Below are 14,063 nucleotides of genomic sequence, written 5' to 3' on the forward strand. Positions count from 1 at the left end.
TGAGCAGGCCCGACGTCAGGGTGCCGTCGAACCGGCCGGCGAACCGTCCAGGTCCTCGGCGTCCACGATGCGGTACGCGTACCCCTGCTCGGCCAGGAACCGCTGCCGGTGGGCCGCGAAGTCCTGGTCCACGGTGTCCCGCGCGACCACCGCGTAGAAGTGCGCGGTGCGGCCGTCGGCCTTGGGCCGCATGATGCGCCCGAGGCGCTGCGCCTCCTCCTGCCGGGACCCGAACGAGCCCGACACCTGGATCGCGACCGACGCCTCCGGGAGGTCCACCGAGTAGTTGGCGACCTTGCTCACCACGAGGCGCGAGATCTCGCCCTCGCGGAACGCGCCGAACAGCCGCTGCCGCTCCTTGTTGGTGGTCGCCCCGGTGATGATCGGCGCGCCCAGGTGCTCGGCCAGCTCCTCGAGCTGGTCGATGTACTGGCCGATGACCAGCACCTGGTCGTCGGGGTGGCGCGCCACGATCTGCTCCACCACCTTCTTCTTGCCCGACGCCGACGCGGCCAGCCGGTACTTGTCCTCCGTCTCGGCCGTCGCGTAGGTCATCCGCTCGCTCTCCGGGAGCGTGAGGCGCACCTCCACGCAGTCGGCGGGGGCGATGTAGCCCTGGGACTCGATGTCCTTCCACGGCGCGTCGAACCGCTTGGGCCCGATGAGGCTGAACACCTCGTCCTCGCGGCCGTCCTCGCGCACCAGCGTCGCGGTCAGGCCGAGCCGCCGCCGCGCCTGCAGGTCCGCCGTCATTCGGAAGACGGGCGCGGGCAGCAGGTGCACCTCGTCGTACAGGACGAGGCCCCAGTCGCGGGCGTCGAGCAGCTCGAGGTGCGTGTAGACGCCCTTCCGCTTGGTGGTGAGCACCTGGTAGGTCGCGATGGTGACGGGCTTGATCTCCTTCTTGGTGCCGGAGTACTCGCCGATCTCGTCCTCGGTCAGCGTGGTGCGCCGCACCAGCTCGTCGCGCCACTGGCGCGCGCTGACGGTGTTCGTCACCAGGATCAGCGTCGTCGTGCCGGACCTGGCCATCGCGCCCGCGCCAACGATCGTCTTGCCCGCGCCGCAGGGCAGCACCACGACGCCGGACCCGCCGTGCCAGAACCCGTCCACGGCCTGCGCCTGGTAGGGGCGCATCTCCCAGGGGGCCGCCTTCTCGTGCGGCGTGCGCGGGTGCGTGGTGGGGCTCAGCTCGATCGGGTGCTTCTCGCCGTCCACGTAGCCCGCGAGGTCCTCGGCCGGCCAGCCCAGCTTGACCAGGACCTGCTTGAGGTGTCCACGCTCGGAGGGGTGCACCGTCACCGTGGACTCGTCGATCCGCGCGCCGACCAGGCCGGCGGTGCGCCTCGACTTCAGCACCTCCGCGAGCACCGCCCGGTCCGTGGTGCGCAGCACGAGGCCGTGCGCCGGGTCCTGCGCGAGCTGGAGCCGCCCGTAGCGGGACATCGTCTCGGCCACGTCGACCAGCAGCGCGTGCGGCACCGGGTACCGGCTGAACTCGATGAGCGTGTTCACGACCTGCTCCGCGTCGTGGCCGGCCGCGCGCGCGTTCCACAGGCCCAGCGCCGTCAGGCGGTAGGTGTGGACGTGCTCGGGTGCGCGCTCGAGCTCGGCGAACGGCGCGATGGAGCGGCGCGCCTGCTCGGCGCTGGGGTGGTCGACCTCCAGCAGGAGCGTCTTGTCACTCTGCACGATCAAGGGGCCGTCGGGCATGGGGTCTCCCTCAGTGTTGGTCTGGTGCGCCTCAGGGCGTGGACGACGTCGGCAGGACCGACGCGATGCGGTGGACGGCGATCGTCAGCTCGGCCTCTCGGTCCGGGTCGAGCGCGCGCAGCCTGCCGCCGTCGAGGTTCAGGGGTTTGAGCTCGCGGCGCTCCAGCCGGCCGGTGTGCCCGGCCACCTCGACGATCACGGTGGAGCCGTCGCGGAGCGCGTCGCGCAGCAGTGCCAACCCGTCAGCGGGGTGCTGTGTTCCCGGGTCGTCCTCTGCGGGCCCGGGTTCGTGGTCTGCGGCCGGCGCACCGGAACCCGGGGCGGCCGTGCGCGACCCGTTCGTCGAGGCAGGCGACGCCGGCGGCGCCTGCCCGGCCGCGCCGGACGTCACCTCCTGGGCCGTGCCCGTGCCGGCGGGCATGCTGGGGACCACCCGGTAGCCGCGCAGCGGCACGCCGCCGCCGGGAACGGCCACGGAGTGCGCCACGTCGGCGGCCTCCGCCCGCGCCCGCGCACCGGCCCGTGCCGCCGCCTCGACGGCGCGCAGCTCGGCGACCAGCGACTCGGGGTCGGGCGTGCGGGTGGCGACGTCGGACCCGGAACCCATCCGGATCGCGGCCGCCGAGCGCGGGGCGGGCATCGCCCGGCCCGTGACGCCGCGGCGCGCGACGAGCACCCGGCCGTCCGGGCCCTCCAGGGCCGAGACCAGCCCGCGGCTGCGGAGCGCCTCGTGCAGTGCGGCCGCCGGGACCGACGCCGCGAGGACCGTCGGCGCGAGCCGCACCAGGCCGAGGCCGGCGAGCGACGGGTCGTGCTCCAGCCCGGCGAGCACGGTCGGGTCGGCGGCCCGCAGGTATGCCGACGCCGAGCCCACGCGCACCGCGCCGTGCCGCCGGGCGGTGTCCCGGACCAGGTACTCCAGCGGCTGGGGGACGGGCACGGGGGACCGGTGCGCCAGCTCGTCGAGCAGGCCGTCCGCCGTCTCGCCCTGGTCGAGCGCCCGCGTGACCGACGCCGGGCTGAACCGCACCGTCGTCGCCGCGCCGCGCGACTCGACGTCCGCCGCCCGCTCCAGGAGCCGCGCGAGCTGCCGCGACGGCCGCCCGGGCACGATCCCCGTGAGGTCGCCCTGCAGCAGGATCTCGTCCACCTCGTGCGGGAGCACCGCGCGCAGCGCCCCGGCGACGTCGGCCGGGTGGGAAGCGGCCGCCGGGAGGAGCTCCCGGCCCGGCGCCGAGAGCGCGCCGGCGCCCGTCACGCCCAGCCACTCCATCTCGGCCAGCAGACCCTCGACCGCGCTCGCGGGCGGCACGGAGCGGGGCGTGTGCCAGGTCAGCACCTCGACGACGGCGCCCGCCGTGGGCGCCAGCACGGTCTCGCCGTCCAGGCCCTCCGCGAGCACCCCGAGCACGCTGTCCCGCAGCCGCGGCACCCACGGCCGCTGCAGGTCCGGCGACAGGGGCGCGCGCAGCGCCCCCTTGTCGTCGCGCGAGCCCACCAGCCACGGCGCGCGCCGGGAGGTCAGCCAGGCCTCGACCAGGCGGGCCCAGCGGACGGCGTCGTCCAGGTCGTCCCAGTCCGTCACGGTGGGTACGTACGACGGCGGCGCCTCGCCGTCGTCCCGGACCAGGCCGGCCAGCGCGGCGACCTCCACCACGAACGCCGCGGTGGGCTCGTCCGTCTCGAGCTGGGCGGCGAGCCGGCGCAGGTCGCGCACGCCCAGCCCGCCGGCGCGCAGGACCGACGGGGGGTTCTCGTCCCAGGACCTGCGCAGCACGCGCACGCGCCGGACCAGCTCGAGCGCGGCGCTCGCGGCCTCGGCGTCGGCGGTGGCCGCCGGCAGGGAGCGCCCCTGCGGCTCGGGCGCCCGGGTGTGCGGTGCGCGGTGGGTGTGCCCGTCGCGCAGGGCCAGTCCGACCAGCCGCGGCAGGACCACGTGCCGGGCGTCGGAGCGGACCAGGAGGTGCGCGGTGACCAGCCAGTTCACCGCGTCCCGGGGGCGGGTCCCCGCGGCCGGCACGACGCCGACCGGCGGCCCCCAGGCGAGGGCGTCCAGGATCGCCCGCGCCCCGCCCGGCGCCTCGGCGAGGAGGGCGTCGAGCGCGGCGCCCGTTCCGGGCGGGCCGGGCGTGGGACCGAGCGCCCGGGCGACCGCCTCGGCCAGCCCGTCCGGGACCGGGTCGATGTGCGGGCCCAGGCCCGCGGGGTTGGGCCCCAGCAGCTCGTCGAGCCCTGGCGAGGTGCGCAGGTCGGGGGACGACGCCGGTCCGGTGCCCTGGCCGGCGTCCCAGAGGAGGGCGTGCTCGACGGCCAGGTGGACGGCCGCCTCCACCGCCTCCCGGTCGTCCGCCGCGCCACCGAGCGCCCGGGTCACCACTTCGGTGCCGAGGGCGCTGGGGCCGAGGGTGCTGAGACCGGGCGTGCCGGGACCGGGCGTGCTGAGACCGGGTGTGTCGGGACCGGGCGGGGCGCGGAAGACCGGTTCCAGGGCGAGCACCGCCTCCAGGACCTGCAGGGTCAGGGCGTCCGCGCGGGCGAGCGCGCGTTCGAGCGAGGTGCGGCTCGACGCGCGGGCGGCGAGCGACCGGAGCGTCGAGGGGGAGGGGGCGGCGAGGTCAGGACGGGCGCGCAGGAGCGCGGCGAGCGCGGTGTCCGAGCGCTGCCGGAGGTCGTCGGCGAAGTGCCGCGTGGCCGAGGCCGGCGCTGCGGGGAGCGATGAGGCCATCCTGACGATGCTACGCGGGTTTCCTGGGCCGGAGTCCGACCGGTCCGCGCCCGGCCGCCGTCAGACCTCCGCGGTGCGGCGGCAGACCTCCTCCCACGGCGTCGGGGTGATGCCGAAGCGGTCGCGGGCCGCGGCGTCGTCCAGCACGTACGGCCGTTCCCACTGGTAGATGATCTCCCGCATCTCGCGCATGAAGGGGACGGCGAGGGCGGCGGCGGCGAGGCCGGCGCCCCGCAGCGCGGAGATCTTCACCGGTGGCCTGCCCACGCTCGCGAGCACGTCGGTCAGGGCCTGCGCCTGCGTCACCGGGGCGTTGCTCGGCACGTGCCAGACGCGCCCGTGGGCGCCCGGGTCCTCCGCGGCGGCCACCAGGGTGCGGGCGGCGTCCGCGACGTCGGTGAAGGTGTGCGGCTGGTCGGTGCGGCCCATCATCAGCGCACGCTTGCCCCGCAACGCGCTCGGCACCAGGCGGGAGATGTGCCCGTTGCCGCCCACGCCGCGGCCCATGTAGTCGGAGCCGCGGATCTCGACGGCCCGGATGCGCCCGGCCTCGTGCGCCGCCTTCGCGTCCGCCCACATCCGGGCGCGGAGCAGGCCCTTGTGGTCGGTCGCGGCCTCGGGCAGGTCCTCGGAGATCGGCACGTCGACGGGTCCGTAGGGGTACAGGGTGCCGGTGATGCCGTAGACGGCGCCGGAGCGCTCCGCGGCGGCCAGCAGGGACGAGGCGAGCGGGGGCCAGACCTGCTCCCACTGCGTGTAGTCGGCCGGGTTGGCGCAGTTGTAGAGGTAGTCGGCCCCCTCGGCGGCACGGGACAGGGCGTCGGCGTCGGAGGCGTCGAGCGCGAGGTGCTCCACGCCGTCGATCCCGGTGGTGCGGCCCGAGCGGCTCACGACCGTCACGCGGGACCCGCGCTCGGCGAGCAGGGCGGCGACGTGGCGGCCGATCGGACCGGCGCCGATGATGAGGTGGGTATCAGACATGACCAGTGCTCCATTCCGAGAGCGGCGCTCTCTGTTGTGTCGCAAGCGTGGCACGCGCAGGTGCGCTTTGGCAAGAGCGGTGCTCTCGGTTGTGTGCAGTGATCTGTCGTGCGAACCTGAACGGCATGAGTCCGGCCCGCACCGCCCGCGCCCTTGCCCGCGAGACGATCACCCGCGAGATCCTCGACTCCGCCCGCGCGCGGCTGTCCACCGACGGTGCGGCGGCGCTCTCGCTGCGCGCCGTCGCGCGGGACGTCGAGATGGTGTCCTCGGCCGTGTACCGCTACTTCCCGAGCCGGGACGCCCTGCTCACGGCGCTTCTCGTCGAGTCCTACGACGAGCTCGGCGAGGCCGCGGAGGCCGCCGACGCCGCCGTCGCCGACCGTGCGGACACCGCCGCCCGCTGGCTCGCCACCTTCCGCGCCGTGCGGGCCTGGTGCGTGGCGCACCCCGGGGAGTTCGGCCTGCTGTACGGCACCCCCGTACCCGGCTACGCCGCGCCGCGGGACACCGTCGTGCCCGCCGTCCGCGTGGTCCGCGTGCTCGCCCGGATCGTCGGGGACGCCTACGCGGCGGGCGCCCGCCCCACGGCGGTGCCGGCCCCCGTGGCCGCCGCCACGGCGGACGCGCCGGTGACCGTCGCGCCCGGCCTGGCGTTCATCGCGGACCAGGGCCTCTGGACGGGCACCGACCTGGCGGACGACGACGTGGCGGAGGCCGTCCGCCGCACGATCATCGCCTGGACCACGCTGTTCGGCCTGATCTCGTTCGAGCTGTTCGGGCACCAGGTCGGCTCGGTCGCGGACCCGGTGACATGGCTCGACGAGGTGGCGCTCCGGCTCGGCGCCGACCTGGGCATCGGCGTCTGAAACCCAGCGTCCGGGCGGCCCGCGCCCGGCACCCGGCACACCGCGTGGGCGAAGAGTGGTCAATGCATGCGACGCGGTAGGCATCCGCCCGGTAACCTTGTGCAACGGGTCCGGAGAGAGCGCGTCAGTCGCAGCACCCCGGGCCGTCATGAGCAGTTTCGCGAGCAGTACCGACAAGCACAGAAGAAGGTCGCAGTGCCCACCGGCAAGGTCAAGTGGTTCGACACCGACAAAGGCTTCGGTTTCATCGCCAACGAGGACGGCGGCGAGGTGTTCCTGCACGCCTCCGCCCTCCCCGAGGGCGTCGTGCCCAAGCCCGGCGCGCGCGTGGACTTCGGGGTGGCCGACGGCCGCCGCGGTCCCCAGGCGCTCGCGGTCAAGGTGCTCGACGCCGCGCCGTCGGTCGCCAAGGCGAAGCGGAAGCCCGCCGACGACATGGCTGTCATCGTCGGCGACCTGACGCAGATGCTCGACCGGGTGGCAAATGACCTGCGCAAGGGGCGTTATCCGAAGAACCCGGAGACGCTAGCCAAGATGCTGCGCAAGGTCGCAGACGACTTCGACGCCTGAAACCCCACGAGGTCCCGAGGAACATGGTGACGATCACCGCGCCCGCTACCCGAACGCCTACCCGGCGGGTCGCCGCACGCTCCAGCCGTGACGCCGTGCTGAACGGTGCCGCGGATCTCGCGCGCGCCGCCGCGCAGGAGGTCGCCGAGCGGCCCGAGGACGTCGGGGAGCACCTCGGCACCCTCTTCGAGGACGAGCGGGTGGTCTCGCACCGCTTCGCGGCGACCATGCGCGGGTACCGCGGCTGGCACTGGACGGTCACCGTGACGCGCGTGCCGCGCGGCCGGACCGCCACGATCAGCGAGGTCGAGCTGCTGCCCGGCGACGAGGCGATCCTCGCCCCGGCCTGGCTCCCGTGGTCCGAGCGGCTGCGCCCGGGCGACGTCGGCCCGGGCGACGTGCTGCCGTTCCGCGCCGACGACCCGCGGCTCGAGCCCGGGTACACCGCCACCGGCGACCCCGAGGTCGACGAGGTGGCGATCGACGAGCTCGCGCTCGCCCGCGCCCGCGTGCTGTCCCCGCAGGGTCGGGACGAGGCGGCGGAGCGCTGGTACCGCGGCTCGCGCGGGCCGACGTCCGCCGGGGCCGTCGCGGCGGCCGCCGAGTGCATGGCCTGCGCGTTCCTCATCCCGCTCTCCGGTCCGATGGGCCAGCTCTTCGGGGTGTGCGCCAACGAGTGGTCGCCCGACGACGGCAAGGTGGTCTCCCTCGACCACGGGTGCGGTGCCCACTCGGAGACCGACGTCGAGGCGCACCCGACCGACTGGCCGGCGCCCGCCCCGCTGATCGACGAGAACGAGATCGAGCCGGTGGCGGCGTCCGGCGACCAGCCGGCGGGCGACGGGGGCGAACCCTCCGCGTGACCCACGACCCCTTCGGCACCGGAGCGCTGCGGCGCGTGGTGACCGAGGCGTGGCTGGCCTCCCCGACGCGCTTTCGCGAGGACGCGAACACCGAGGAGGACCACGCACGCGGGTACTACCGTGACCGCGTGGTGGTGGAGCTCGCCCAGAACGCGGCCGACGCCGCCGCCCGGGCCGGAGTTCCCGGCCGGCTGATGCTGACCCTGGAGCCGCGCGGCTACGCGGGCGACGACGCGGAGGGCAGCGCGGCGGGCTGGTGGCTCGTCGCCGCCAACACGGGCGCGGCGCTCGACGCCGACGGCGTGGCCTCGCTGGCCTCCCTCCGGGCCTCCGCCAAGTCGGGCGGCCCGGGCCGGCCCGACGGCGTCGTGGGGCGGTTCGGGGTCGGGTTCGCCGCGGTCCGGTCGGTGTCGGACGAGATCCTGGTGCGCTCGCGCGGGGGTGGCGTGCGCTTCTCGCTCGCGGCCACGCGCGCGGAGCTGGGGCTGGGACCCGACGCGCTGGGCGCCGGGCCGGCGCCCGGCCTCGCGGACGAGGCGCGGCGGCGCGGTAGCGCCCTGCCCGTGCTGCGGCTGCCGTTCCCGGCCCCCGGGACCACGGCGGAGGAGCCCGACACCGTGGTCGAGGTGCGGCTGCGGGACGACGCGGCGGTGGCCGCCGTCCGCGCCCAGCTCGCCGCCGTCGACGACGGTCTGCTGCTCGCGCTGCCCGCCCTCGACGAGCTGGTGATCGAGGACGACTACGCAGGTCAGCCGGGTTCTGACCCCGGTGTCGCGGTGCCCCGCGCGACACAGCGTGTGCTGCGCGACGTCGGGACGCGCTGGCGCGTGCACCGGGCGTCCGGGGTGCTGGAGCCGGACGACTCGCTGCCGTCCGAGGCGCGCCGCGCGGACTGGTCGGTGCTCTGGGCGGTGCCCGCGCCAGGGAGCCGGGCGGCGGCCGGGCCGACGCTGCACGCCCCGACCCCCACCGACGTCCGGCTCACGTTCCCCGCGCTCCTGATCGCCTCGTTCCCGGTCGACCCGGGACGGCGGGGTGTGCTCCCCGGGCCGACGTCGGACCAGGTCGCCGCCGAGGCGGGCCGCGCCTACGCCGCGTTCCTGGGCGAGCTCGCCGCACGGCCCGAGGGCGGCGGGCCGCAGGCCGCGCGACCCGCGGTGCACGACGTGCTCGGCCTGGTGCCGACCGGGCTCCCCGCGGGCGACGTCGACGCCGCGATCCGGGCGGCCGCCGGCGACGCCCTGGGCGCCACCCCGCTGCTGCGGCCGAGCTCGCCCGCGCCGCTGGTCGCGCCGCGGGACGCCGTGTTCGTCGCGGGGCCGCTCGGCGAGGACCCGGCGCTCGCCCGCGCGCTCGCTCCGGGAGCCGTCAGGGCCCTGGTCACGATCCCCGTGCGTCACCAGGCCCTCGTCCGCTCCCTCGGGGCGGACCCCACCGACCTCGTCGACCTGGTCGAGGCCCTGCCGCCGGATCCCGGCGTCGTGCACGCGGCCCTCGACGCCCTCGCGCCGCACGTCGGCGAGCCCGCCGTCCTGGAGGCCGTGGCGGGAGCCCCGCTGCCGCTCGCGGACGGCCGCGTGACCCGCGGTGCGCGGGGGACCGTGCTGCTCGACACCCCGCGGCTTGCCGGGATCGCCCGCGCGCTGGGCGTCCGGGTGGTCCACCCGGACGCCGCGCACCCGGTGCTGGAGCGGGCCGGCGCGGCCCCCACCGCGCCGCGCGGGCTGCTCGCGGACGCCGGGGTCCGGTCGGCGGCGCTGGCCGCCGCGGAGGACGTGCTGGACGACGGCGACGCCGAGCGCCTCGGCGGCGTCCTGTCGGCCGGGCCCCCGGCCGAGCCCGCTTCTCCGGCCACGGCCGCCGGCGCGCCCCAGGAGCCGTGGGCACCTGAGGACCCGACACCCGCCGAGACCGTGTGCGCGGTGCTCGAGCTGGTACGCCTCGCCGTCGCCGAGTCGGCGGAAGACCTGCCGTTCTGGCTGGGCGAGCTGCCCGTGGTGGCGGACGGCGCCGTCGTCCCGTTGCGCGAGGCGGTGCTGCCGGGCACCTGGGCGGCGCGGAACCTGGACCTCGCGCCGGTGCGGGCCGACGTCGTCGAGCGCTGGGGCGAGGCCGCCCTCGAGGCTGCCGGGGCCCACGCCGACCTGGGCGTCTACCGCGTGGCCGACGTCGTGACGCCCGACGGGGACGACGACGGCGACTACGGTCCCGACGACCCGGCCGGCTGGCTCGCCGACTGGGACGAGTACCTCGACCTGCTCGCCGAGGAGCTCGGTGCGGGCGCGTGGGTCGGCGACGTCGCGGCCGTCCCGGACCTGGACGCGCTGGGCGACGTCGCGGGCACCGAGCCCGAGCCCGAGCATGGGCCCGGGCACGGCTCGCTCGCGGCGGGGCTCGCCCGGATCGCCGCCGACCCGGAGCTGCGCCGTGCGCTGCTGACGCCCGTGCGCTCGCCCGACGCCCCGGACCGCGAGGCCCCGTCGTACACGGCGTGGTTCCTGCGTCGTCGGCTCGGAGCGCCCTTCGCGCTGGGGGACACCCCGCTCCTGCCGCCCGCACCACCGGAGACCGCCGGTCTGGACGCGGACCTCCTGACCGCGCTCGGCGGCCTGCACAACCTGGCTGACCTGCCCGGACGCGACTGGCCGACGGTCCTGGAGGGCCTGCCGGACGCGTCGGCCGAGTCGTCCGGGCGGCTGTCCGCCGACGTCGCGCGCGCCGTCTGGACGGGTCTGGCCACGGTCGCCCGGGCCGACGGGCCGGCCATTGCGCCGCTCCGGCTGCCCGCGATCGGCCCGGCCGGGATCACGGTGGAGAGCACGGACGACCTCGCCGTCGCCGCCTCGCCCCGCTGGGCCCAGCTCGGCCCGGTGGTCCCCGCGCCCGCCGACGTCGCCGAGGCCCTCGCCGACCTGCTCGATCTCCCGCTGGAGGCCGGTGCCGACGTGGCCCCCGACGGATCCGGGGAGCCGGTCGAGCTCGACCCGCGGGTCCGGGCGGTCGTGCCGGCCGCGCCGGAGACCTGGCGCCGCCACACGACACTGACGGTGGAGGGCAGGCCCGTCGCCTGGTGGGTGTCCGCCGGCGCGCCGGGCGAGGGGCCCGGCGTCGTCGCGCACGCCGTCGCGGTCGAGGGCCTCGCGCGGGCGCTGGCCGAGCTCACCGGGGCGGATCCGCTGCTGCTGGAGGCGGTGCTGCGGGACCCGGGCCGTGCGGAGGCGTTGAGCGCGGAGCGGGCCTGGGGCTGAGGGCCAGCGCGACGTCGTCAGCGGTGGCGGCGCGCCCAGAGCAGGCCGAGCCCGCCGAGCACCACGCCCGTGCCGCAGATCGCGACGTTCTCGACACCGCCGCGACCGGTCAGGAGCAGGATCAGCGCGACGATCAGCCCGATCACGAACAGCCCGATGCCCGCGCCGAGGACTCGGTAGAGATCGGCGTGCGGGGCCGGCGGGCTGGGCCGACGCTCCTCGGGATGGGCCAGCAGGGAGCGGATCGTTGGCACCTTGCCAGTGTACGGACGCCCGCCCGCCCGGCCCGCTGAGGGCGGTCGTGCCCGGGGTGAATTCCGTCGCACCCGGATCACCCCCGCAGTGCGGCCAGCACCGGTGTGAGCGCGTCGACGATCTGCTCGTAGGCGCGCCGGTAGGTGGCGGCGCCGCGCCCGTACGGGTCGACCACGCCGTCGTCGTGCTGCTGCCCGGCGTGCCGGGGGCGCTCCTGGAGGGCGGCGGGAACGAGAGCGGCGAGCCGCGCGGCGTCGTCCCGCCCTGTGACGGTGCCCGGCCGCAGGGTGCTCGACAGCCGGCCCAGCTCCCGGACGGTGAGGGTGCGGCGGACGGCGGCCGGTACCTGCTCGACCACGAGGGCACGATGCTCGGAGGTCAGAGGCAGGACCAGGTCGGCCTGCTCCACGAGGGCGGGGACGAGCTGCCGGGCGGCGAAGCCGGCGGGCGGGAAGCCGTCGGCGGTCAGCAGGTCCGCCATGGGTTCCGGCACGGGTCGGCCCACCAGGGCGTGCGTCCCGGCACTGCCGACGACGACGGATCCGTCGAGGACGCCCCGCAGGAGCAGCTCCACGGCCGGAGAGCGGCAGATGTTGCCCGTGCAGACGGCGAGCACGGTGAACGGCATGGCGGATACCTTCCTGCCGGCGTTTCCGGGGAGTAACGGGAAATGAACACGGTATTACTGTGTGAGTATGCACGGACTTTCTATTCGGAATCATTTAATGATTGTGCAAGAAGCCCGGAGCGGCAAACTCGGTGAATATGCACGGATGCCAATTCGCCGCGCTTGTTTCCCGGGTCATGGGTAATCTAACGCGCACTGCACCGGAGAAGCCATCAGGAGGCTTGGTGACACATCCAGGTTGGGGCGAGAAATGGGCGAGCCCGGGGGATACCACGGTGCTGTCGGTCGCGAGGCCCGGTCCGGCTCCCGCGCCTCGGCCGCGGCGCGGGCCCCCGCGGTCCAGGCCGGTGTTCTGGACGCGCGGCCGCCGCCGCAACCTGAGGATCGTCCTGCTGGGTGTCGCGGCCCTCGTCGCCGCCCTCGTGCTCCTGCTCGGCTGGGTCGCCCTCGACGCCGTGCGGGCGCGGGGAGCGCTGGACCAGGCGGCGCAGGACGTCACGGCCCTCCAGGCCGACGCCGTCGCCGGCCGGACCGACGGAATCGGTGCGAGGGTGTCCGACCTGCAGGAACATGCCGCGGAGGCGCGGGAGGCGACCGACGGCGCCCACTGGTCGCTCGCGGGCCGGCTCCCCGGCGTCGGGCCGACGGTGCGCGCGGTCTCGACGATGGCGGCCGTGGTCGACCGGCTGGCGCAGGGGCCGCTGCCGCGGCTCGCCCAGGTGGTCGAGGTGGTCGACCCGGGGGCGCTCGCGCCGCGGGACGGGCAGGTCGATCTCGGGCCGCTGCAGGACGCGGCGCCGGACGTCCGGCGTGCCGACGAGGCGGTCGGTGACGCGCTGTGGAGCGTCGAGGCCATCGGCGGTGCGCCGATGCTGCCGCAGGTCGCGGCCGCGGCGGAGGAGCTGGGGCGGCAGCTCTCCGACCTGCGCATGTCCACCGCCACGGCGTCGCGGGCGGCGCAGCTCCTGCCGCCCATGCTGGGCGCGGACGGCCCGCGCGACTACCTGGTGCTGGTGCAGAACAACGCGGAGCCCCGGGCACTGGGCGGGATCGTCGGGACCGTCCTGGTGCTGCGCGCCGACGAGGGCCAGGTCGAGCTCGTCGACCAGCGGCCCGGCGCGCAGGTGGGCTCGTTCGACGAGCCGGTGGTCGAGCTGACCCGGGACGAGCGGAGCGTCCTGGGCGGCGACGACCTGGGCCGGTGGATGCAGAACGTCACCGCGACCCCGGACTTCCCGCGGTCGGCCGAGATCGCGCGCGAGATGTGGCGGCGCGAGACCGGGCGGACCGTGGACGGCGTGCTCGCCACGGACCCGGTGGCGCTGGCCGCGCTGCTGGACGACGTCGATACCGGCCCGGGCGGCGTGCTGCGCGGTGAGGAGCTCGTGTCGTACCTGCTCAACGGGGTGTACCGGACCCAGGCGCCTCGCGAGCAGGACGAGATCTTCGCCGACGTCGCGGAGCGGGCGTTCACCGCTCTGTCCGGGGGCGACGCCGACCCCGCGAGGATTGTCGACGCCCTTGCCGTCGCCGCTCGCGAGGGGCGGCTGTCGGTGTGGTCGAGCGAGCCCGCCGAGGCGGAGCTGCTGGAGGGCACGGTGCTCGACGGCGCCCTGCGCGGGGTCAGCGGCGACCGCCCGGTGATCGGCGTGTTCACGCAGGGAATTCAGATGGCGAAGATCGCGTACTACGTCGACACCGCGGTGGACGTCACGGAGCGCGAGGAACGCCCGGACGGGTCGCGGGAGCTGGCCGTCACCGTGACGTACACCTCGCGCGTCGACGCAGGTGAGGTGGCGGATCTGCCCGAGTACGTCACCGGCGTCGGAGAGTCACGGCCAGGGGAGGTCCGGCTGCGCGCCCTCGTCTACGCGCCGGCGGGGGGCTGGATCGTCGCGGCGTCTGACAAGTCCGGAGATGTCGGCCTATCACCCCAAAAACATGATCAGCTCTGGCTGTCATTCCGGGATTTCTCCCTGAGTGCGGGAGAGACATCTTCTATCACCTATGTAATCATCACCGGGAAGCAGCAGGACGGGGGTGTCATTCTGCGAACAACTCCGGGTCCGAGACTCGTGAGAACACCCGCCGATAAATGACGCTCCCGACGAGAGAACGACGGATTTGCCACATGTCCCGCGCCATATGCGGTGGGCCGTGGATCCCGGTGCACGGACACCGATCTCACACCTTCAGCAAGAACGTCACGAC

At 75.7% G+C, this 14,063-nt stretch carries 10 protein-coding genes; 5 read left to right on the forward strand and 5 right to left on the reverse strand.

Annotated elements, in window-relative coordinates:
• Positions 1–15: 15 nt before the first annotated feature.
• From QRN56_RS17675 to QRN56_RS17685, 3 genes are read right to left on the reverse strand one after another with little or no spacing between them, the layout of a single operon-like run.
• Complete coding sequence (locus tag QRN56_RS17675; RefSeq protein WP_285105427.1) at positions 16–1,713, reverse strand: DNA repair helicase XPB; 1,698 nt, start codon at positions 1,711–1,713, stop codon at positions 16–18.
• A 31-nt stretch (positions 1,714–1,744) separates the two neighbouring features.
• On the reverse strand, positions 1,745–4,438 hold the full coding sequence (locus QRN56_RS17680) for a helicase-associated domain-containing protein (RefSeq protein WP_285105428.1): 2,694 nt from the start codon (positions 4,436–4,438) through the stop codon (positions 1,745–1,747).
• Between the two features lie 60 nt (positions 4,439–4,498).
• The gene (locus tag QRN56_RS17685) at positions 4,499–5,419 is read right to left on the reverse strand and encodes an NAD-dependent epimerase/dehydratase family protein (protein ID WP_285105429.1); all 921 of its coding nucleotides are present in this window, start codon (positions 5,417–5,419) and stop codon (positions 4,499–4,501) included.
• Positions 5,420–5,544: 125 nt separating this feature from the next.
• Here QRN56_RS17685 and QRN56_RS17690 point away from each other — a divergent pair, with 125 nt between their 5' ends.
• The 4 genes from QRN56_RS17690 to QRN56_RS17705 all read left to right on the forward strand — a co-directional run bounded on the left by QRN56_RS17690 (position 5,545) and on the right by QRN56_RS17705 (position 10,969).
• Complete coding sequence (locus QRN56_RS17690) at positions 5,545–6,288, forward strand: TetR/AcrR family transcriptional regulator (RefSeq protein ID WP_285105430.1); 744 nt, start codon at positions 5,545–5,547, stop codon at positions 6,286–6,288.
• A gap of 195 nt (positions 6,289–6,483) precedes the next feature.
• Positions 6,484–6,858, forward strand: coding sequence for a cold-shock protein (locus QRN56_RS17695; protein WP_285105431.1), 375 nt, complete (start codon positions 6,484–6,486; stop codon positions 6,856–6,858).
• Between the two features lie 23 nt (positions 6,859–6,881).
• Positions 6,882–7,721 carry a DUF3027 domain-containing protein gene (locus QRN56_RS17700; protein ID WP_285105432.1) on the forward strand — a complete coding sequence of 280 codons (840 nt, stop codon included), beginning with the start codon at positions 6,882–6,884 and terminating at the stop codon, positions 7,719–7,721.
• Positions 7,718–10,969 (forward strand): sacsin N-terminal ATP-binding-like domain-containing protein, encoded by a 3,252-nt coding sequence (locus QRN56_RS17705; protein WP_285105433.1) that lies wholly within the window; start codon positions 7,718–7,720, stop codon positions 10,967–10,969. Before QRN56_RS17700 ends, QRN56_RS17705 begins: the two co-directional genes overlap by 4 nt.
• A gap of 17 nt (positions 10,970–10,986) precedes the next feature.
• On the opposite strand, the gene QRN56_RS17710 is transcribed toward QRN56_RS17705, so the two are convergent.
• Together QRN56_RS17710 and QRN56_RS17715 are read right to left on the reverse strand one after the other, a co-directional pair.
• Positions 10,987–11,223, reverse strand: a complete 237-nt coding sequence (locus QRN56_RS17710; protein ID WP_285105434.1) for a DUF2530 domain-containing protein — start codon at positions 11,221–11,223, stop codon at positions 10,987–10,989.
• Positions 11,224–11,300: 77 nt separating this feature from the next.
• Positions 11,301–11,852 carry an arsenate-mycothiol transferase ArsC gene (locus tag QRN56_RS17715; protein ID WP_285105435.1) on the reverse strand — a complete coding sequence of 184 codons (552 nt, stop codon included), beginning with the start codon at positions 11,850–11,852 and terminating at the stop codon, positions 11,301–11,303.
• A 347-nt stretch (positions 11,853–12,199) separates the two neighbouring features.
• Here QRN56_RS17715 and QRN56_RS17720 point away from each other — a divergent pair, with 347 nt between their 5' ends.
• Entirely contained in the window at positions 12,200–13,951 is a 1,752-nt protein-coding gene (locus tag QRN56_RS17720) for a DUF4012 domain-containing protein (RefSeq protein ID WP_285105436.1), read from the forward strand.
• Positions 13,952–14,063 lie beyond the last annotated feature (112 nt).

The organism is Promicromonospora sp. MEB111, assembly GCF_030209445.1.
In the GTDB taxonomy this organism is placed as follows: Bacteria; Actinomycetota; Actinomycetes; order Actinomycetales; family Cellulomonadaceae; genus Promicromonospora.